At 60.3% G+C, this 20106-nt stretch carries 20 protein-coding genes, 1 tRNA gene and 1 pseudogene; 15 read left to right on the top strand and 7 right to left on the bottom strand.

Annotated features, from left to right (window positions below):
- The 3 genes from ACM62Q_RS10635 to ftsY form a co-directional block, all read right to left on the bottom strand.
- A partial coding sequence (locus ACM62Q_RS10635; protein WP_415036353.1) for a cell division protein FtsX occupies positions 1–719 on the bottom strand: 719 nt, incomplete at its 3' end.
- Positions 716–1366, bottom strand: coding sequence for a cell division ATP-binding protein FtsE (locus ACM62Q_RS10630; protein ID WP_415036351.1), 651 nt, complete (start codon positions 1364–1366; stop codon positions 716–718). The genes ACM62Q_RS10635 and ACM62Q_RS10630, both read right to left, overlap by 4 nt.
- The gene (gene ftsY / locus ACM62Q_RS10625; protein WP_415036349.1) at positions 1363–2376 is read right to left on the bottom strand and encodes a signal recognition particle-docking protein FtsY; all 1014 of its coding nucleotides are present in this window, start codon (positions 2374–2376) and stop codon (positions 1363–1365) included. Before ftsY ends, ACM62Q_RS10630 begins: the two co-directional genes overlap by 4 nt.
- A gap of 164 nt (positions 2377–2540) precedes the next feature.
- Here ftsY and ACM62Q_RS10620 point away from each other — a divergent pair, with 164 nt between their 5' ends.
- The 5 genes from ACM62Q_RS10620 (at position 2541) to ACM62Q_RS10600 (ending at position 6644) form a co-directional block, all read left to right on the top strand.
- The gene (locus ACM62Q_RS10620) at positions 2541–3899 is read left to right on the top strand and encodes a M16 family metallopeptidase (protein WP_415036347.1); all 1359 of its coding nucleotides are present in this window, start codon (positions 2541–2543) and stop codon (positions 3897–3899) included.
- Positions 3900–3913: 14 nt separating this feature from the next.
- Positions 3914–5230: a M16 family metallopeptidase gene (locus tag ACM62Q_RS10615; RefSeq protein ID WP_415036345.1), complete on the top strand. Its 1317-nt coding sequence runs from the start codon at positions 3914–3916 to the stop codon at positions 5228–5230.
- Positions 5231–5317: 87 nt separating this feature from the next.
- Complete coding sequence (gene rsmD, locus ACM62Q_RS10610; protein ID WP_415036343.1) at positions 5318–5851, top strand: 16S rRNA (guanine(966)-N(2))-methyltransferase RsmD; 534 nt, start codon at positions 5318–5320, stop codon at positions 5849–5851.
- A 32-nt stretch (positions 5852–5883) separates the two neighbouring features.
- Positions 5884–6369, top strand: coding sequence for a pantetheine-phosphate adenylyltransferase (gene coaD, locus ACM62Q_RS10605; protein ID WP_415036357.1), 486 nt, complete (start codon positions 5884–5886; stop codon positions 6367–6369).
- A 17-nt stretch (positions 6370–6386) separates the two neighbouring features.
- A complete protein-coding gene (locus ACM62Q_RS10600) occupies positions 6387–6644 on the top strand; it encodes a YfhL family 4Fe-4S dicluster ferredoxin (protein ID WP_415036341.1) in 258 nt (85 codons plus the stop codon).
- A gap of 143 nt (positions 6645–6787) precedes the next feature.
- Here ACM62Q_RS10600 and ACM62Q_RS10595 read toward each other — a convergent pair whose 3' ends face one another.
- Complete coding sequence (locus tag ACM62Q_RS10595) at positions 6788–8737, bottom strand: dynamin family protein (RefSeq protein ID WP_415036339.1); 1950 nt, start codon at positions 8735–8737, stop codon at positions 6788–6790.
- 54 nt (positions 8738–8791) lie between these two features.
- Entirely contained in the window at positions 8792–9625 is an 834-nt protein-coding gene (gene mutM, locus ACM62Q_RS10590; RefSeq protein WP_415036337.1) for a bifunctional DNA-formamidopyrimidine glycosylase/DNA-(apurinic or apyrimidinic site) lyase, read from the bottom strand.
- Between the two features lie 140 nt (positions 9626–9765).
- Here mutM and ACM62Q_RS10585 point away from each other — a divergent pair, with 140 nt between their 5' ends.
- From ACM62Q_RS10585 to ACM62Q_RS10540, 10 genes are all read left to right on the top strand, one after another.
- The gene (locus ACM62Q_RS10585; RefSeq protein ID WP_415036335.1) at positions 9766–11445 is read left to right on the top strand and encodes a tetratricopeptide repeat protein; all 1680 of its coding nucleotides are present in this window, start codon (positions 9766–9768) and stop codon (positions 11443–11445) included.
- Positions 11445–12020 carry a lipoprotein insertase outer membrane protein LolB gene (gene lolB / locus ACM62Q_RS10580; protein ID WP_415036355.1) on the top strand — a complete coding sequence of 192 codons (576 nt, stop codon included), beginning with the start codon at positions 11445–11447 and terminating at the stop codon, positions 12018–12020. Before ACM62Q_RS10585 ends, lolB begins: the two co-directional genes overlap by 1 nt.
- Positions 12017–12856, top strand: a complete 840-nt coding sequence (ispE, locus tag ACM62Q_RS10575; protein ID WP_415036333.1) for a 4-(cytidine 5'-diphospho)-2-C-methyl-D-erythritol kinase — start codon at positions 12017–12019, stop codon at positions 12854–12856. Before lolB ends, ispE begins: the two co-directional genes overlap by 4 nt.
- A gap of 108 nt (positions 12857–12964) precedes the next feature.
- A tRNA-Gln gene (locus tag ACM62Q_RS10570) sits at positions 12965–13041 on the top strand.
- Positions 13042–13149: 108 nt separating this feature from the next.
- Entirely contained in the window at positions 13150–14100 is a 951-nt protein-coding gene (locus tag ACM62Q_RS10565; RefSeq protein ID WP_415036330.1) for a ribose-phosphate pyrophosphokinase, read from the top strand.
- 56 nt (positions 14101–14156) lie between these two features.
- Positions 14157–14750 (top strand): 50S ribosomal protein L25/general stress protein Ctc, encoded by a 594-nt coding sequence (locus ACM62Q_RS10560; protein ID WP_415036328.1) that lies wholly within the window; start codon positions 14157–14159, stop codon positions 14748–14750.
- Between the two features lie 81 nt (positions 14751–14831).
- Entirely contained in the window at positions 14832–15416 is a 585-nt protein-coding gene (pth, locus tag ACM62Q_RS10555) for an aminoacyl-tRNA hydrolase (RefSeq protein ID WP_415036326.1), read from the top strand.
- A 63-nt stretch (positions 15417–15479) separates the two neighbouring features.
- Complete coding sequence (gene ychF, locus ACM62Q_RS10550) at positions 15480–16571, top strand: redox-regulated ATPase YchF (protein WP_415036324.1); 1092 nt, start codon at positions 15480–15482, stop codon at positions 16569–16571.
- 257 nt (positions 16572–16828) lie between these two features.
- Positions 16829–17140, top strand: a complete 312-nt coding sequence (locus ACM62Q_RS10545) for a helix-turn-helix domain-containing protein (protein ID WP_415036322.1) — start codon at positions 16829–16831, stop codon at positions 17138–17140.
- A complete protein-coding gene (locus tag ACM62Q_RS10540) occupies positions 17137–18360 on the top strand; it encodes a type II toxin-antitoxin system HipA family toxin (RefSeq protein ID WP_415036320.1) in 1224 nt (407 codons plus the stop codon). Before ACM62Q_RS10545 ends, ACM62Q_RS10540 begins: the two co-directional genes overlap by 4 nt.
- 24 nt (positions 18361–18384) lie before the next feature.
- On the opposite strand, the gene ACM62Q_RS10535 is transcribed toward ACM62Q_RS10540, so the two are convergent.
- Together ACM62Q_RS10535 and ACM62Q_RS10530 are read right to left on the bottom strand one after the other, a co-directional pair.
- Positions 18385–19713 carry a M48 family metalloprotease gene (locus ACM62Q_RS10535; RefSeq protein WP_415036318.1) on the bottom strand — a complete coding sequence of 443 codons (1329 nt, stop codon included), beginning with the start codon at positions 19711–19713 and terminating at the stop codon, positions 18385–18387.
- 152 nt (positions 19714–19865) lie between these two features.
- Positions 19866–20106, bottom strand: a pseudogene (locus ACM62Q_RS10530) (nitric-oxide reductase large subunit); the annotation flags it as partial.

Here is a 20106-nt window from a genome sequence, read left to right as displayed (position 1 = left end):
ACCAGGCCGGCGGCGATCAGGCCGCCGAGCGCGCCTTGCAGGGCGCCGAAGTAGTAGAAGGGGCGGCGGATGAAGGCATCGGTGGCGCCGATCATGCGCGCCACTTCGATTTCGGCGGCTTTGGCCATGACTTGCAGGCGGATGGTGTTGAAGGTGACGGCGATCAGCCCGACGGCAAAAAGCGCCGCCAGCAGCGTCAGGGCCAGTTTGCCCAGACGTAGGAAGGCATCGAAACGCTTCACCCAGGCGGTGTCGAGCTGCACATGAGCCACCTTGGGCCAGTCGGCGATTTCGGCGTGTAGCGCATCGAGTGCAGCGGGGGAGAGATTGGCAGGGTCGATGATGAAGGCGTCCGGCAAAGGGTTGCGCGGCAGGCTGGCGACGATGTCGGCCAGATCCTGCTTGGCTTGCAGACGCTGCAAGGCTTCGGCGCGCGGCACGAAGCGGGTGCTTACTTTGGGCAGTTGTTGCAGGCGCTGGCGGATTTCATCAACCTGCGCACTGGTGGCGCTGTGTTCCATGAAGACGCTGATTTGCTGCCCGCCGGAAGCGTTTTGGCCGAGGCTGCGCAAATTGTCGAGGACGATGTAGCCGAAAGCCGGCAGGGTGAGGGCGATGCCAATCGCAAAAAGAGAGAGCAGGGTGTTGAGCGGGCTGGCGAGCAAGCGCCGTATGGCCTGCGCAACAGCGGCGCGATGTTGGCTGAGCCAGGCCTTCATACCACCCTCCCGTGCCCGAGACGCAAGGCGTTGCCGTGGCAGGTTTCGATCCAGCTCTGGTCGTGCGTGGCGACGACCACGGTAACGCCGACGCGGTGAAAATCGCTGAACAGATAGCGGATGTCGGCGGCGGAATCCTTGTCCAGATTGGCGGTCGGCTCGTCGGCGAGCAGCACCGTCGGACGGTTGACGATGGCGCGGGCAATCGCCAGACGTTGCTGCTCGCCGCCAGAAAGGGCAATCGGCATGGCTTTTTCGCGTGCCAGCAGGCCCACCTTGTCGAGCGCCGCCTGCGCTCGGCGCACGGCATCGCGCGGCGAAAAACCGGCGATTTGCAAGGGCAGCAGCACATTGTCTAGCGCGTTGCGATCGAAAAGCAGTTTCTGGTCCTGGAAAATCAGGCCGAAATGCCGGCGCACGTAGGGAATCGCCCCCCGACGCAGGGCCGAGAGATTTTGCCCGTTGACCACCAGACTGCCGGAGGTGGGGCGCTCGATGGAGGCGATCAGCTTGACCAGCGTGGTTTTGCCCGCACCGGAATGGCCGGTGATCAGTACCATTTCCCCGGCATTGATGCGAAAACTCACGTCCCGCAGGGCTTCAAAACCGCCGGGGTAGCGCTTGGTCAGGTTGCTGGCGACGATCATTGGGCGAACAGGGCATCCACGAAATCGCGGGCGACGAAGGGACGCAGGTCGTCGATCTGCTCGCCGACGCCGATGAAACGGATCGGTTTCGGGCATTGCCGGGCAATCGCCGCCACCACGCCGCCCTTGGCGGTGCCGTCGAGCTTGGTGACGACGAGGCCGGTGACGCTGATCGCCTTGTCGAAGGCCTTGACCTGGGCCAGCGCGTTCTGGCCGATATTGGCATCGAGCACCAGCAGCGTTTCGTGCGGGCCTTCGGGTTCGATTTTCTGGATGACGCGGCGCACCTTGGCGATTTCGTCCATCAGGTGCAGTTGCGTGGGCAGCCGCCCGGCGGTATCGGCCAGCACCACGTCGATGCCGCGCGCTTTGGCGGCGGCGATGGCATCGTAGATGACCGCCGCGGGATCACCCGATTCCTGAGCAATGACGGTGACGTTGTTGCGCTCGCCCCAGGTCTGCAACTGCTCGCGGGCAGCGGCGCGGAAGGTGTCGCCGGCGGCCAGCAGGACGCGCTTGCCCTGACTCTGAAAATATTTGGCGAGCTTGCCGATGGAAGTGGTCTTGCCGGCACCATTGATCCCGGCAATCATGATGACGTAAGGTGAGTGGGTGCTTACATCGAGTGGCTTTTCAAGGGGTTGCAAAATGGCGTGCAAGGCATTGGCCAGGGCATCTTGAATGGCTTGCGGGGTATCGAGTTTGTCGCGCTTGGCAGCCTTTTTCAGTTCGTCGAGCAGGTGGGTGGTCGCTTCGATGCCGACGTCGGAAGTCAGCAGCAGGGTTTCCAGTTCTTCGAGCAGTTCGTCATCGACCTTGCCGCGGGCAAAAACCGATTTGAGTTTGCCGCCCCACTGGGCGCGGGTACGGGCCAGCCCCTGAAAAAGACGCTCGCGCCAGGAGGCTTTGGGTTCGCCGCTGTTCGCTTCAGTGCTGGCCTCGGTGCTCGCGGCGCTGGGGGCTGCCGGCGTTGCGGGGGGCGGGGTGGTTTTTTTGAGAAAACTGAACATGGGTGTTAAGGTCTGCTTCGCGTTTCGTGGTCAGGCAGCTCGCTCTGGCTGAACAAGCCAAACAGGCTGACAGGGCGGCGTGCTGTCGTTAAGATAGCGCCCCGCATACCGTTCGGATGAATGCAACAATAACGCCCGATTCTAGCAGAAAGCCCCTTCCCCTCATGCGTTACGCCCTCGCTTTCCTGTTCGCCAGCGGCCTCGTTCTTGCGCCACCGCTGGCGGCCAATCCCTATGAAACCCGGCTTGACAATGGTCTGCGCGTCATCGTCAAGGAAGACCGGCGCGCGCCCACGGTGGTGCACATGGTGTGGTACCGCATCGGTAGTATGGACGAGGTGGATGGCACCTCCGGTGTGGCGCATGTGCTCGAACACATGATGTTCAAAGGCACGCCGACGGTCGGCCCGGGCGAATTCAACCGGCGCGTGGCGGCGGCCGGCGGGCGCGACAATGCCTTTACGAGCCGTGATTACACCGCCTATTTTCAGCAGATTCCGAAAGAAAAACTAGGCGAAATGATGGCGCTGGAAGCCGACCGCATGCGACATCTGAACGTCGATGCCAAGGAATTTGCGCAGGAAATCAAGGTGGTGATGGAAGAGCGGCGCATGCGCACCGACGACGATCCGCAGGCCAAGCTGTTCGAGCAAATGAACGCCGTTGCCTGGCAATCCCACCCCTATCGCCGACCCATCATCGGTTGGATGAGCGACCTCGAAAACATGAACGCGGCCGATGCCAAAGCCTGGTATGAGAATTGGTATGTACCGAATAATGCCTACCTCGTAGTCACCGGCGATGTGGATCACCAGGCGGTGTTTGCGCTCGCCCAGCAAAACTATGGCGGGCTCGAAGGACGCGCTTTGCCGCTGCGCAAGGCCGTGGTCGAGCCGCGTCAGGAAGGCACGCGGCGCATCAGCGTGAAAGCGCCGGCGGAATTGCCGGTGCTCATCATGGCCTACAAAGCGCCGATTCTGCGCGATGTGAAAAACGATGGCGATCCGTACGCACTGGAGATTCTGGCGAGCATTCTGGACGGCCATGACGCGGCGCGATTCAATAAAAAACTCGTGCGCGAAGACAAAATTGCGCTTTCCGCCGGTGTCAGCTACGACAATACGGCGCGCGGACCCGGCATGTTTTATCTGTATGGCAGTCCGGCGGCAGGCAAAACGGTGGTGGAGCTGGAAACGGCCTTGCGTGCAGAAATCCGTCGCATTCAGGAACACGGCGTGACCGCGGCCGAACTCAAGCGCAGCAAGGCGCAGTTGATTGCCGGGCAGGTCTATAAGCTCGATTCGATGTTCGGGCAGGCGATGGAAATCGGCCAGCTGGAGGCGGTCGGCCTTTCCTGGAAAGACGCCGTGCCGATGCTGGAGCGTCTGCAAAAGGTCAGCGCAGCCGAGGTGCAGGCGGTGGCGAAAAAATATTTCGACGATGATGCGCTGGTGGTCGGTGTGCTCGACCCGCAACCCTTGGATAAAGAAATGCGCCGCCCGGCGGTGGCGGTGCGCCATTGAGCGCCGGAAAAATCATGATGAAAAAAACCATTTCCCGTAGCCGTGCCGTGTTTTTTGGCCTCGTGACCAGTCTCGTGTTCAGTTTGCCGGCGCAGGCCGGCGTGCAGATCGAACAATGGCAAACGGCGCAAGGTACGCGCGTCTATTTCGTGGCCGCGCCCAGTCTGCCAATTCTCGATGTGCAGATCGATTTTGCCGCCGGTTCGATGTTCGACCCGCAAGGCAAGGCCGGGGTGGCGGCGCTGACGCGTTCGGCGCTCGATCTGGGGGCCGGCCAGCGTGATGAAACGGCGATTGCCGAAACCTTGGCCGATCTGGGCGCAGTACTGGGCGGCGGTGTCGATACCGACCGCGCCAGCCTGAGCCTGCGTACCTTGGCCGATGTCCGCACGCGCGAGGCGGCATTGGCTGTATTGCGCGAAGTCGTGGCGCAGCCGCATTTTGCCGAGGACATCGTCGAGCGTGAAAAAATGCGCACCGTTGCCAGCCTGAAAGACGCGCTGACCCGCCCGGACAGCATCGCCGGTAAAGCCTTCTGGGCGGCCATGTATCCGCAGCATCCCTATGGCCAGCAGGCCAGCCCGGAAAGCGTGGCGCGCATCACGCGGGAGGATTTGCTGGCTTTTCATACGCGCCTCTATAACGCCACTAACGCCAGCATCACCTTGGTTGGTCCGTTGAGTCGTGGCGAATCCGAAAAAATTGCGCAGAGCTTGAGCGCCGCGCTGCCGGCCGGCCTGCCGCCGGCCTTGCCGCCGCCGCCCATCGCTCCAGCGGGGCAAGAGGTGGCTTTGGCGCACCCAGCGAGCCAGGCGCACATTTATTTGGGTTTGCCGGCGATCGAGCGCGGGCATCCTGATTTCTTTGCCCTGCAGGTGGGTAATTACACCCTGGGCGGCGGCGGTTTTGTCTCTAGCCTGGTCAAAGAGGTGCGCGATAAACGCGGATTTGCCTACAGCGTGTATAGCTATTTTGCCCCTTTGCGCCAGGTCGGACCTTTCCAGATTGGTTTGCAGACGCAAAAAAAACAGGCGGGGGCGGCGATCAAGGTGGTGCGCGAGGTTCTGGAAAACTTCCTTAAAACCGGGCCCAGCGCTGAAGAATTGGCGGCCGCCAAGGCGAATTTGTCCGGCAGTTTTCCGCTGCGTCTGGACAGCAATGCCAAATTGCTCGCCAATGTCGCGGCGATCGGTTTTTATGGACTGCCGCTGGATTATCTCGATACCTACCGGGCGCGCATCGAAGCGGTGACCGCCGAAGAGGTCAAAGCCGCCTTTGCTCGCCATGTGCGCGTAGCCGATTTGATTACGGTTACGGTGGCAGCGCAGTGAGTTGATCCCTGAGCTATGGCAAAAACCAGGGTGAGCGCCAGGATAAATGCCGGCGCGCGGGCAAAAAACAGCGCCAGGGAAAATAGCGTGCGCATCATCGGCGGCCAGTTTCGTCGTCGCCTGCTGCGTTTTCCCGACAGCATCGGTTTGCGCCCGACACCGGGCCGCGTGCGCGAAACCTTGTTCAACTGGCTGGGGCAAGATCTCAGCGCTTGGCGCTGCCTCGATCTTTTTGCCGGCAGCGGGGCCTTGGGATTTGAGGCCGCCTCACGCGGGGCCGCGCAGGTGGTGTTGGTGGAGAGTGCGCCGCGCGTTCTGGGGGCGCTGGAAGCCAACCGTGCCGCCTTGCAGCATCCGCCCAGCCTGCAGATTTGGCGGGGCGATGCGCTACAATACTTGGATTCTGCAACGACCAAGTTCGACCTGGTATTCATCGATCCGCCCTACCGGCAAGGCTGGCTGGAACGCATACTGGCCAAATTGGAGCGGGTGACCACCCCAGAAAGCCTGCTCTATGTCGAAGCAGAAAGCGCACTCGCCACTTTCGGCCCCTGGCGTTGTCAGCGCCACGGTGTCGCAGGTGAAGTTCATTACCATTTGATGCAGCAAGAAATACAGTAAAAAACAAACGCGAAAGCCTGCACATGCAAACTTTGAACCACCGCATCGCCATTTATCCTGGCACTTTCGACCCCATCACCCGGGGGCACGAAGACCTGGTGCGCCGTGCCGCCAGCCTGTTCGATCACCTGATTCTGGCGATTGCCGAAAGCCCCGCCAAGCAGCCGCGTTTCACCCTAGCCGAGCGCGTCGAGATGGCGCGCGAAGTGGTGGGCGATATTCCCAACCTCGAAATTGTCGGTTTCAACTGCCTGCTCATGCGTTTTGTCCGCGAGCGCGGGGCCAAGGTCGTGGTGCGCGGATTGCGTGCGGTATCTGATTTTGAATATGAATTTCAGATGGCGGGCATGAATCGCAGCGTCTATCCCGATGTTGAAACGGTCTTCCTGACGCCCGGCGAGCAATACATGTTTATTTCCGCAACGATGGTAAGGGAAATTGCACGATTGGGCGGAGATGTAGCAAAATTCGTTCATCCCACCGTGGAAAAGCGCCTGCGGGCAAACCACACTGCTTAAAAGAGAGAGGAAAAATTATGGCTCTGATGATTACCGACGAGTGCATCAACTGCGACGTCTGCGAACCGGAATGCCCGAACGAGGCCATTTCACAAGGCGCAGAAATTTACGTCATCGACCCGAAGAAGTGCACCGAATGTGTCGGCCACTACGACGAGCCGCAGTGCGTGCAAGTCTGCCCGGTCGATTGCATTCCGAAAGATCCGGGCAACGTCGAAAGCGAAGACCAACTCTGGGCAAAATACAGCGCCCTGACCGGTCAGCCCCGCCCCTGATTCTGCGCAGTAAAAGAAACCCCCGCCTGTTTTTGCAGTGCGGGGGTTTTGTCTATGGTGTTGCCGGAGGGGGCTTGGCTTTCGATTGATCTATATTGTACGCACCAGGCCGGGGCATCAGCCGTCATTTCAGGCCGGTTATTTTAAGCAATCGCCAGTTCATCCAGTTGTTCTGTTGCCAGTAATTCCTGAACGCGGGCTTCCATAGTGTTGAGCATGCGGATTTGCTCCTCCTGGGCAGCGCCGACGCCGTTTAATTCGGCAATGCGGTCTTCCAGCGTGTCGGTAGCCTGGTGGATGCGTTTGATGCTTTCCAGGCGGCGCTTGAGCTGAATTTGGTGTTCGCGCACCTGGGTTTCCATGGGAGCCATGATGGCGCGCAGCCAGATTTCGGCGTCTTTGTTGGCCCGTTCAAAGGCCCGGCGTACCTGCACGGCGACTTCTTCAAAGAATTTTTGCGTGATGTTTTTCTTGTCGTGCGTCAGCAGCGACAAGGTCGAGCCGAGGTGGCTGTTACACCAGTTTTCCAGACGATCCAGTTCTTTTTCGTAGCGCAGCAGGGAAAAGGTGGTGGGCGAGCCGAGTTTGAGGCCGTGTTCGACGGTGAATTTTTTGTACACCATCTCCATCATGGAGAGGATTTCGCCGATTTCGTGGCTGGAGTCAGCCAGGGCGCGCCGCGACTGGCCAAAAAATTCCTTCATTGCACCGGCAAGATTTTTCGAGAAACTCGCCTCCAGCATGGCCTCGCGCGTTTCGCCGGTGAGTTGGCGCAGACGGTCCAGGCCAAGGTGAGAGAAAAGATTATTGGTGAGCGTGGAAAACACGCTGCGCACGGCGTAGTAACGCTGCAAACCCTGCTCGAATTCGTCTTTTTCAGTGCGCACCTTGCCCATCATGTACTCGACGACCCCCCGGTTTTTGCCGCGCAATTCGGTGAGTTCGGTGAGTTGTTCCTGCAAGCCGCTGGCGCGCGATTCAAGCAGCGCACGCACGCGCAGGGCGACGTCGTTGAATTCTTGCGCCGTGCTGTCGCAGACGATGTCGCGTTTGGCCGGGATCAGTTCGTCGGACAAGGCGGTTTCGAGCAAGGGCAGGCGGCTGCGCGCGAGCAGGTCGATATCCTGATTGATCTTGGCGACCAGCCCTTTTTGTGCCGAGACCGGGAACACCTGGCTGGGCGGCAGTTCGAGGATGGCGGCTGATTGTTCGACTTGGCGCGCGATTTCTGCGTTGATGGCGGCTTCGGTTTTGAGCTCATCCCATTGGCCGTCGATTTTGTTCAAAACGACGAGCCGTCCGCGCTTGGTCGTGCTGCCGCGGCAAATGTGTTCTTTCCAGATTTCCAGGTCGGATTGCGTGACGCCGGTGTCTGCCGCCAGAATGAACAGTACCGCATGGGCATTGGGCAGCAGGGAGACGGTGAGTTCGGGTTCTGCGCCGATGGCGTTTAAACCCGGGGTGTCGAGAATGACCAAGCCTTGTTTGAGCAAGGGGTGGGGGAAATTGATCAGGGCATGGCGCCAACGTGGAATTTCCACGAGGCCTTCAGCGTCCGGGCGATACAAGGCGTTGTCTTCATTGCCCCCGGCAAACCCCAGACGCTCGGCCTCCTCCTGGCTGACGCGGGTCACTTCGCTGACGTGACTGAGTGCTTCTTGCAGGCTTTCCGGCGAGGTGACGTTGATCGGCAGGCGCTCCCATTGGTCAGGAAAACGCTTGTATTCGCCGACGCCGGTATGGGCCGAGCGTGTCTGGATGGGTAAAAGCTCAACTTGCGGCGGTTTGCTGGCATCGAACAGCAGTTCCGTCGGGCACATGGTGGTGCGCCCGATCGAGGAGGGCAGCATGCGGTCGCCGTAATCAGCAAAGAAAATGGCGTTGATCAGCTCCGACTTGCCGCGCGAAAATTCGGCGACAAAGGCGACATTGAGGCGGTCTTCAGCAAGGCGGTCGAGCAGTTGGCCGAGGCGTAAATCGATCTGCCCGTCGGAGAGTTCGTTGTCGGTCAGCCATGCCTGAAATTCGGCGATGTCGTTGGCCAGCAGGGTGCGCCAGGCGGTGTAGGCGGCAAACTGGTGAGCGAGCGTCATATATCAATGTCCTTGGAGACGAAGCGCTTGGCAATTTAGCACAAATGTCATGGCTTAGCGCTGGCAGCCTGGGCAATAAAAGGTGCTGCGCCCGGCTTGGCGAATCTGGCGCACGGTGTTGTTGCAGCGCCGGCAGATTTGTCCGGCGCGGTCGTAAACACCGGCCTGAATCTGAAACCAGCCGGGGCTGCCGTCGCTGTGCACGTAGTCACGAATGCTGCTGCCGCCGGCGGCAATCGCTTCGCTCAAGGTGGCGACAATCGCCGCGGCCAATGTTTCGATGCGGGTAAAACTGATGCGCGAGGCGGCGCGCAGCGGAGAAATGCCAGCACGATACAGACTTTCAGACGCATAAATATTGCCCACGCCGACCAGTAAATGACTGTCCATCAAGACCGGCTTGATTGGGCCATTGCGCCGCGCCAGTGCGTCATGCAGCCAGGCGGCAGTAAATTCAGGGGAGAGCGGCTCGATACCCTGCACGGCCAAGAGCGGGTGCGAGAGTACGCTCTGCGCCGTTCCCGCTTGCCATAGAACCAGGCCGAAGCGGCGCGGATCGGTGAAGCGCAAAAGCTGGGTGGCAAACTGCCAGTCGATGTGGTCGTGTTTTTGTGGTGGAGCCCCCAGTGGCGCAAAACGTAAGCGCCCACTCATCCCCAAATGCACGATCAGACTGCCTTCGCCTTCTGCGCTCAGGCAGTCGATCAGAAGATATTTGCCCCGCCGGCGCACCGCGCGCACCACGCTGCCCGGTAGCCCGTGGGCAAGGTCTGCTGGCACCGGCTGGCGCAAACGCGCCTGGCGCACCGTCATGGCCAGGATCTCCTGCCCGAGTAAGGCGGGTTCTATCCCGCGCCGGCAGACTTCAACCTCGGGTAATTCCGGCATGCTCTCGTTCCTCCTCGCTTTCCTCGCGTTCTTTCCTTGTGCGCTTTCCTCGCACGCTTTCCTCGAATACCATCGCACACTTGCCCGCCATAGTTGTCCGTTATTATGCGGTCAAACCTCGCCGTCATCTGGAATCGATCATGCGCCGTTTGCGTCCCCTGTTGGCCCTTGCCTTTGCCGTTGCCTTGCCTGTTTCGGCTGCGCCGCCCGTAGCCAATGAGGAAGATTTACTCGGGCGCACCGTGTTTCAGGTCTTGCTTGGCGAATTGGCCTTGCGTGAAGGGGCGGTCGATCTTTCTTTGCAGGCTTGGGCCGATCTGGCGCAGCGCACGCGGGAGCCGAAAGTCATCGCCCGGGCAGCGGAAATCGCCGGTTATTCTGGTAACAATGTGCTGGCCTTGCAGCTCGTGCGCCGCTGGCAGGAATTAGAACCGGATTCGCCTGATGCGCGCCGCACCCAGGTGGCCTTGCTGATACAGGCGCGCGAACTGGAGGCTTTGCCGGGTCCGCTGGCGGCGCACCTGGCTGCCGAGCGCGCTGCGGATGCAACGGTTTTTCCAGGCAGCTTGTTGCATCTGAACCGCATGTTTGCACGGGTTCCGGATAAGCGCGCCGTGTTCACGCTGCTGGCAAACGCACTCGAGCCGCATCGCGATCTGCCAGAAGCTCATTTTGCGCTGGCGCAGGCTGCCCTTGCGGCAAGCGATGAAAGCGGCGCGCAGCAGTTCGTGCAGCGCGCCCTGGCTTTGCGCCCCGATTGGGAAGCGGCCGCCGTGCTGCATGCCAAGCTGCTCGAGCGCAATTCGCCGGACGAGGCCATCGCATTTTTGAAAAAATTCAGCAAAAACCAGCCGCAAGCGCAGGAAGCGCGCCTGGCCTTGGGACAAATGCTGGTGACCAGCAAGCGCCTCGATGAAGCGCGCCCCTTCTATTTGCAGCTGGCCAAGGATTTTCCGGAGCAGCCGGCTGTTTTGTACCCGGCCGCCCTGCTCGCCTTGCAGGACAACGACCGCGCCACCGGGCAAGGTCTTCTGGAGCAGCTCCTGGCCTTGCCGCATATCGACAAGAACAACATCCATTACCTCTTGGGCCAACTGGCGCAGGAAGCCGGGCAGGCGGATACGGCCTTGGCGCATTTTCGCCAGGTCAAAGAAGGCGAGCGCTTGGTGCCGGCGCGGGCGCGTAGTGCGATCATTTTGCTCAAGCAGAACAAGCGCGAGGAAGCCTTGGCCTTGCTGCATGGCACGGCGGGACGCACGCCAGCAGAGAAAAGTCAGCTCTTCTTGACGCAAGCCCAGCTGTTGCGCGAAGAGGGCAAGGAGGCCGAAGCGCTGGAAACCTTGCGCCGTGGCTTGCAACAGCTGCCGGAAGACGCCGACCTGCTGTACGACACCGCGCTCACCGCAGAGCGCCAGGGGCAGCACGCCGAGATGGAAAAACACCTGCGCCATTTGATCAAGTTGCAACCGCAGCACGCGCACGCCTTAAATGCCCTGGGTTACTCCTTGGTGGAGCGTAATTTACGCCTGGATGAAGCGGCAGAGCTTTTGCAGCGCGCCACCCAGCTGGCTCCGGAAGACGCTTTCATCATGGACAGCCTGGGCTGGCTGTATTACCGCCAAGGCAAGTTGCCGCAAGCTTTGACGACTTTGCAGCAGGCCTATCGTTTGAAGGACGACCCGGAAATCGCTGCCCATTTAGGTGAGGTGCTCTGGCAGATGGAGCGGCGCGACGAAGCCCGCCAGCTCTGGCGGAGCGCCGTTGAGAAGAATCCCCAAAACGCCGCTTTGCAAAGCACGCTGCGCAAATTTCAGCCGTGATGCGCATTTTTGGCGCGCTGCTGGCGCTGACTCTGGGGGCGTGCAGCAGCCTGCCGCCAGCACCCGGCGCCAGCCTGCCGGCACGCAGTAGCGTGCAGGATTTCACGCTCGAGGGCCGCTTTGCGCTGCAGATCAAACGCGCTGAAGCGCCGAGCGAAAAGGCTGCCGGGCGGGTGTATTGGCAACACGATCGCGCCGGCGGCGCAGACCGCTTGCGTTTATCGACGCCTTTGGGGAGTGGCCTGGCGGAAGTGCACTTCGACAAAAATCGCGCCGTGCTGACCACGGCGGACCGCCAGCAGCGTAGCAGCGAAGATCCTGCCCGCTTGTTGCAGGACGCCACGGGCTACCCCTTGCCGCTGACGCAGTTGCCGCATTGGCTGTTGGGGCGGCCCCAGGCAGGAGAAACGCTGGAGCTTGACGAACAGGCGCGCCCTTCGCGGCTCATTTCCCCGCCTTGGCGCGTGGCCTACCGTTACCCGGACACTTCGCCGGATGCCCTGCCGCAGCGCCTGGATATTACGCATCCGGAAATCGAGTTGCGCCTTTTTATTGAACAATGGCAAAGCCCATGAACTGGTCAAGTACCTGGCCCGCGCCGGCTAAGTTGAATCTTTTTTTACATATTCTGGGCCGCCGCCCGGATGGTTATCACCTGTTGCAAACGGTGTTCCGCTTCATCGATTGGGGCGATGATTTGAATTTTGCGCCGCGCGATGATGGGCAAATCGTGCTGTTGACGCCAACGCCGGGTGTGCCGCCGGAGGAAGATTTAACGCTGCGCGCTGCGCGCAGCCTGCAACGGTACACAGCTTGCCGGCAGGGTGTCAGTATTTCCTTGAAAAAAAATCTGCCTATGGGCGGCGGTTTGGGTGGCGGATCTTCAGATGCTGCGACGGTGCTCGTCGCGCTCAATCATCTTTGGCAAACTGGCGTGGCGCGCAGCGAATTGGAACAGTTGGGGCTGTCGCTGGGGGCTGATGTGCCGGTGTTCGTGCACGGTCAGAATTGCTTTGCCGAAGGGGTGGGTGAGCGTTTTACCGATTTGGCCTTGCCGGCGGCGACGTATCTCATTGTGCACCCCGGGGTGCATGTGCCGACGGCGGCGATTTTTGGCGCACCGGAATTGTGCCGTAGCACACCGCCGCTCGATCCTGCACATTGGTGCGTCGGCGAAGGGCATAACGATCTGGAAAAGGTGGCCTGCGCCGCATTTCCGGAAATCGCACACCTGCTGGCGGTGTTACGCGATGTTGCACCGCAAGCCTTGATGACCGGTTCCGGAGCCTGCATTTTTGCCGCTTTTGCCGATGCTGCGGCCGCGCAAGCCGTGCAGGCGCGGCTGCCGGCGCATTGGCGGACAAAAATTGCCCAGGGGCTGGCGCAGCACCCCTTGGCGGGGATCGTGTGATGTGTTTGGCGGCCACGCGGCCCGAAAATTTCGCGCATGGCTGGATTTTCCTGAAAACTTCCGTATAATTCGCGGCTCGTTCATTTGCGGACCCGCAAGAACGCCCGCAGGGGAGTCGCCAAGTTGGTCAAGGCACCGGATTTTGATTCCGGCATTCGAAGGTTCGAATCCTTCCTCCTCTGCCAGTTTTTCTCCGGGCAGGTCAGCGACCTGCCTTTTTTCGTTGGATCGAATTTTCGTTGAGTCGAACCGGGCAAATCGCCACGCGTGATTTTTCCGATGGGATACGCGCTATGGCCTACAACAGCTTGATGGTTTTTGCCGGTAATGCCAATCAGAAATTGGCAACCGACGTTGCAAAACGACTCAATGTCGATCTCGGGCGCGCCGATGTCGGGCGGTTTTCGGACGGTGAAGTCAGCGTCGAGCTGCAAGAACATGTGCGCGGACGCGACATTTTCGTGCTGCAATCCACCTGCGCCCCGACCAACGATAACCTGATGGAACTCCTGGTCATGGTGGACGCCCTGAAGCGCGCTTCTGCCGGCCGTATCACTGCGACGATTCCCTACTTTGGCTATGCCCGCCAGGATCGCCGTTCGCGCTCTTCGCGGGTGCCGATTGCGGCCAAGCTGGTGGCGAACATGCTGGCTGCCTCCGGTGTCGACCGCGTGCTGACCATGGACTTGCATGCCGAGCAGATTCAGGGTTTCTTTGATATTCCTGTCGATAACATTTACGCCCTGCCCATTCTGCTGCAAGACATCGAAAAGCAGAATTACGAAAATCCCATGGTCGTTTCGCCTGACCATGGCGGCGTGGTGCGCGCCCGTTCGCTTGCCAAGCGTCTGGAGTGCGAGCTGGCGATTATCGACAAGCGCCGCCCGAAGGCCAACGTTGCCGAAATCATGAACATCATCGGCGATGTCAAAGGCCGCACTTGTATTTTGATGGACGATATGGTCGATACCGCTGGCACCCTGTGCAAGGCGGCGAGTGCGCTCAAGGCCAATGGCGCAAGCAAGGTGGTGGCCTACTGTACCCACCCGGTGCTCTCCGGCCCGGCCATCGAGCGTGTCAATGGCTCCGACCTGGATGCGCTGGTGGTGACCGACACCATCCCGCTGCGCTCGGACGCCGAAGGCTGCCCACGCATTCGCCAGCTTTCTGTGGCGGAAATTCTGGCTGAAACCATTCGCCGCATCAGCAACGAAGATTCGGTGTCCTCCCTTTTTATTGATTAAGTTTTTTTAACCTTCCCGTTCTGGTCGCGGTACGGGAAATTTTTTGGAGTAGTTCCATGCAATTTGAAGTCATTGCTTCTGCACGCAGCGTTCAGGGATCGGGTGCGAGCCGCCGCCTGCGCCGTGCGGGTACCGTTCCGGGTATCGTTTATGGTGGCGAAGCCGCTTCGGTGGCCATTGAAACCAATCACAACGATCTCATCCTGAAGCTGAAAAAAGAGGCTTTCCATTCTTCCATCATCAATCTCGTGATCGATGGCAAAAAAGAACAGGTGCTGCTGCGCGATTTCCAGAAGCACGCGTACAAGCCCCTGGTGCTGCACGTCGATTTTCAGCGTGTCGATGCCAAGCGCGAGCTGCACATCAAGGTGCCGCTGCACTTCGTGAACGAAGACGTTGCGCCGGGCGTCAAACTGGGCGGCGGTCTGGTCAATCACATCACCAGCGAAATCGAAATTCAGTGTCTGGCCAAGGATCTGCCGGAATTCATCGAAGTCGATGTCGGCGCGCTGAAGCTTGGCGAAAACATCCACGCTTCGCAACTGAAGCTGCCCAAGGGCGTGAGCCTGCCCAAGCACGGCGACGAAGATCCGGTCATCGTCAGCATCGTCGGTAAGGGCGGTGCCAAAGAAGAAGCGGCTGCCGAATAAGTTGCCCGCACTTGCACGATTGGCCGCCGCAGCGAGATGCCCGGCGGCCTTTTTGCATAACCCCACGCGGATTGACGCCTTATGAATCTGCCTCGTCTCATCGTCGGTTTGGGCAACCCCGGCGCGGATTATGCCGCGACCCGGCACAATGTCGGTTTTTGGTACGTGGATCGTCTGGCGGCACAGTTGAAAACCAGCCTCACCCCGCAGGCCAAATTTTTTGGTTTGGCGGCGCGCGCCGGGGATTTTTGGCTGTTGCAACCGAGCACCTTCATGAATCGCTCCGGGCAGGCAGTTGCCGCGCTGGCCAATTTTTACAAGATCGAAGCGAGCGAAATTCTCGTCATTCATGATGAGCTGGACTTGCCGCCCGGCGGCATTCGCCTCAAGCAAGGCGGAGGCAATGGCGGCCACAATGGTTTGAAAGATATTCAGGCCAGGTTGGGCACGGCCGATTTCTGGCGTTTGCGCTTAGGTATCGGGCATCCGCGCACGCTGGGTTTGGCGCAGCAGGTGGTTGATTTTGTTTTGCATCCGCCGCGCAAAGAAGAACTGCCCGCGATCGAACAGGCGCTGGATCGCTGTCTTGCCGCCTGGCCTTTACTGGCTGCCGGCGATTACGCCAGCGCGCAAAAGGATTTACATTCGGCGAAACGCGAAAGCTGAGCGCTAGCCGCAGCGGGCCACGCTTGCACCTTTATTTCTCCTCAATTTTTCAAGGAACTCTCCATGTCTCTTCAGTGCGGTATCGTCGGCCTGCCCAATGTGGGCAAATCCACGCTCTTCAACGCCTTGACCAAGGCCGGCATTGAAGCGGCGAATTACCCCTTCTGCACTATCGAGCCGAACGTCGGCATCGTCGAAGTGCCGGACCCGCGCCTGGCGCAGCTCTCGGAAATCGTCAAGCCGCAAAAAATTCAGCCGGCCATCGTCGAATTCGTCGATATTGCCGGCCTGGTTGCCGGAGCGTCCAAGGGCGAAGGGCTGGGCAACCAGTTTCTCGCCAACATCCGCGAAACCGACGCCATCGTGCACGTCGTGCGCTGTTTTGAAGACCCCAATGTGGTGCACGTCTCTGGCAGTGTCGATCCCATCCGCGACATCGAAGTGATCGACACCGAACTGGCGCTCGCTGACATGGCCACCGTCGAAAAAGCGCTGAACCGCTACAAAAAACCGGCCAACGCCGGCGATAAGGAAGCCAAAATCCTGGTTTCTGTGCTGGAAAAATGCATGGCGCAGCTCGATCAGGGCAAACCCGTGCGCGCACTCGACCTTTCCAAGGAAGAACACGCCAACCTCAAGCCCTTCTGCCTCATCACCGCCAAGCCGGTGCTCTACGCTGCCAACGTCGCCGACGACGGTTTCCAGAACAACCCGCTGCTCGCCGCCGTCGAGCAACACGCCGCCGCCGAAGGTGCCGAAGTGGTCGCCCTGTGTGCCAACATCGAAGCCGAAATCGCCGATCTCGAGGACGCCGACAAAGCCGAATTCCTCGCCGACATGGGCCTCGCCGAACCCGGCCTCGACCGCCTCATCCGCGCCGGCTACAAACTCCTCGGCCTGCAAACCTACTTCACCGCCGGCGTCAAAGAAGTCCGCGCCTGGACCATCCACGCCGGCGACACCGCCCCGCAAGCCGCCGGCGTCATCCACACCGACTTCGAACGCGGCTTCATCCGCGCCCAAACCATCGCCTTCGCCGATTTCATCCAGTACAAAGGCGAGCAGGGGGCCAAAGAAGCCGGCAAGATGCGGGCGGAGGGCAAGGAATACATCGTCAAGGATGGGGATGTTTTGAATTTTTTGTTCAACGTCTAACCAAGCTGTTTTCACGGTGTTTCCTGGAATGCTGCGAAAACATGAAAACCCAACAAAACCGCGCATTTGCGCGGTTTTGTTTCAGTGCTATTGGCAGCCCTGGCGGCAGGAGGGGTGCCAACTTCGTAACATCGTAGCGTTACGATAGTTACTGCCTGATCGCTCGGGGCAGCGATCGCAGGTATTTGCTTTCAAGAATAAATAAAGTTCATTAAAATGGTGTTTACGCATTCTTTTTCGCGTCAAGAGCCTTAAAAGTGACTTTTCATCTATCGACTTTCGCTGAAATCTTGCAGGCACTGGGTGTGCGTCTGCGCGAGCAGCGGCTTGCCCAATCGCTGACGCAGCGTGAACTGGCGCAAATGGCCGGACTGTCCTTGGGGGCGTTGCGCAAACTCGAAAGCGACGGTCAGTGCTCGCTGGAAACGCTGGTCCGTGTCGCGCAGGCACTTGGCTTGCTGGAGGCGCTGGACGATCTGTTCGTGCTCAAACGGCAATCCATCGCCCAGATGGAACGGGTGAACCTTGTCAGCCGCCGCCAGCGTGCGCCGCGGAAGAGAACATCATGAAAACGCTTACCGTGCATTATTGCGGTTGGGGCGAGGACTGGCCGTTGGGGCGACTGGCCGATGACGGTCAAACCCTGCTCTTCGAATACGCTCCCGAAGCCTTGGCTCAGGGCTTGGAGCTGTCGCCCCTGCACCTCAAGCTGCGGGCCGATGCCTACGGAAGTTTTCCGGCCCATTTGCACCGCCTTCCGGGCCTGATTGCTGACAGCCTGCCGGATGGTTGGGGTTTGCTGCTGATGGATCGCCTGTTTCGGCAACAGGGCCTGCGTTATCCCGGGCCGCTGGACCGGCTGGCCTTCATTGGTGAGCGCGCGATGGGCGCGTTGCGCTTTGTTCCGGCAAGCGACGCCGGCGCCCACGAACCCGACTGGTCCTTGCTGGCGCTGGCCGAGCAAAGCCGCCTCGCGCTCGCGGGCGAGGCGGGGGCAGCCCTGCGCGAACTTGCGCTCACCGGCGGCTCACCGCAAGGGGCTCGACCCAAGGCCTTGGTGCAGTACGACGCAACGACCGGGCAAGTCAGCACCCGTCCGGATGCGCCCGGCAGCCCCTGGCTGGTCAAGTTTCCGGCGCAGAACGAACACAAGGAGGTCTGCGTCATCGAGCAGCTTTATGCCGAGTTGGCTCTGAATTGCGGACTGGATATGCCCGAAAGTCGCTGGTTCGACCTGGGCCCAGAACTGGCCGCCTTCGGTGTTGCGCGCTTCGACCGGGAGGCTGGGCAACGCGTCCCGGTGCACAGTCTGGCGGGTTTGTTGCAGGTGGATTTTCGCCTGCCCGGTGCCACCGACTACACCGCCTTCCTGCGCGCCACTCGTTTCTTGACGCGCGACGAGCGCGAAGTGGAGAAAGCCTACGCGCGCGCCGTCTTCAATGTGCTCTTCCACAACCGGGATGATCATCCCAAAAACTTCGCCTGGCGTCTCGGGCCTGACCGGCGCTGGCGTCTGGCACCGGCCTTCGATCTGACCTTCAGTGTAGGCCCGATGGGCCAGCATCACCTGGACGTGTGCGGCGAAGGTGCCGCCATCGAACGCCCGCATCTATTGCGCCTGGCGAAAGAAGGGGGTGTTGAAACGAAACAGGCGCAGGAGATCATCGAGCGCATGTTGCTGCAGGTAAGCGTATTGGGCGAACGGCTTGAGCGCGCTCCGATCAGGCAGAGGACGGCGCAGCAGATAAAGTCCACCATTGACGTCTGTTGCCGGTATCTGGAACGCTGAATTCGGGCCGGCGCAACAGGAAATCTACTTTGCGTAGCCCCAGCCTTTCAGGCGGCTGTAAGCGTATTCTGCCGCCTTGCCTTGACGTTGTTTGTTGAGATAACCGGCGTATTGTTGGGCGGCTTCCTGGCGTTTGCCCATGCCTTCCAGAGCGACACCTTTGAGAAAACCAATGCCAGCGTCGCCGGGGAGCATGCGGTCGTAGCGGTCGAGGTTGGCGTAGGCGCTGGCGGGGTCTTTCAAGCCGAGGGCGAGGGCGCCGGCGAGTTTGTGGGCCTGTGCTTCCTGCGGATAAATTTCCTTGGCCGCGTTGGCGTAGGCCAGTGCCTCGCGTGATTTGCCTTGGGCTTCCAGGCATTGCCCCATGAGAACGTTGCTGGCGTAGTCGCGCGGAGTTTTTTGCAGGGCGTTGCGAAATTGTCCTTCGGCCTTGTCGTAAGCCTTGCCGGCCATGGCGGTTTCACCGTTCTGGCAGGCTTCGATAGTGGGTTTGATGCGGCGCAGGCTGGCGGTGCTGTCCATGAAGCGCTGGCGGTTGGCATCGCGTTTCAGGCTGGCGGCGTATTGCGTGTTGGCAAGTTTTTGTGCGGTGTCGCGCCGCTCCACGCTCATCGGGTGGGTGGAAAACATGGTTTGCAGCATGCCGGGCTGCTCTTTTTGCTGGCGCACCAAAAGTTCGTGCAGTTGCGTCATGCCGCTGGCCGGGTAGCCGGCGCGCACCATGTATTCTTGGCCGAGCGCATCGGCTTCGCGCTCGTTTTCACGCGAGTAACCGGAGAGCAGCAAACTCGCTCCGAGTTGTCCGCCGATGGACGCCAGCGCGCCCCATTCGCTGCTCGATGCGGCAATGCCGACACCGGCCATGGCGACCGAGGCAACCATGGATTGCCCCTGGCGCTGCGCTGCATGACGCGCGTTGACGTGGCCCATTTCGTGGCCGAGCAGGGCGGCGAGTTCGGCTTCATCCTGCAAATCGACCAGAATGCCGCGCGTCACCCCCATCGCGCCGCCGGGGAAAGTGTAGGCATTGACGTAATTGGCGTTTAGCACGCGGTAGGAATAGGGCATGTTCGGGCGGTGCGTGAGTTTGTCCATGCGCTGGCCGATCGAGCTGACGTAACTGTTAACCTGGGCATCCTGAATCGGGCCTAAGTCAGTGGAAAATTGTTGCGGCGCGACCTCCTGGTCGACCGCCCTTTCCTGTGCTTCGCTCATGCCGACCAAAATGGATTTGCCACCGACCGGCGATTGTGCGCAGCCGGACAGGGCGGCGGCTCCGAAAAACCACAACACATCGCGCCGGCTCAGTGTTTGGCGGCCAAGGCGTAAGGCAAGAGCGTCATTCGTGGGCATGGGGAATCCTTTTTTGCACAGGGAGCGCTGATTCTGGCACGCGCGGCGCTGAGGTCAAGTTGCGTCTTGTAAAGGCAATGTAAGCGGGGGTGGGAGCGGACAAAAAAAGGGCAGCTTGCGCTGCCCTTTGGCTGGAATTTATCCGCTGTGGCTTACTTCTCTTCTCCCCCCACGAAGAAGGAGATGAGATAGACGATCAAGCCGACGAGGAACATGACGCCGGCCCATTCGCGCATCCAGTAGAAGAGCGTGACCTGGTCTTGCGTGGCCATGAAGGACATGGGCTGCTCGGAGACGCGCTGCAGCCAGACTTGCAGGATGCCGGCGGCGGTGAGGAACAAGGTGATGAAGACCATGGCGATGGTCATCAGCCAGAAGCTCCACATTTCCATG

It is taken from the genome of Azonexus sp. (assembly GCF_047638095.1).
GTDB lineage: Bacteria > Pseudomonadota > Gammaproteobacteria > Burkholderiales > Rhodocyclaceae > Azonexus.
The sequence above is the reverse complement of the archived record's forward strand: the minus strand, read 5'-3'. Positions and strand labels throughout refer to the sequence as shown.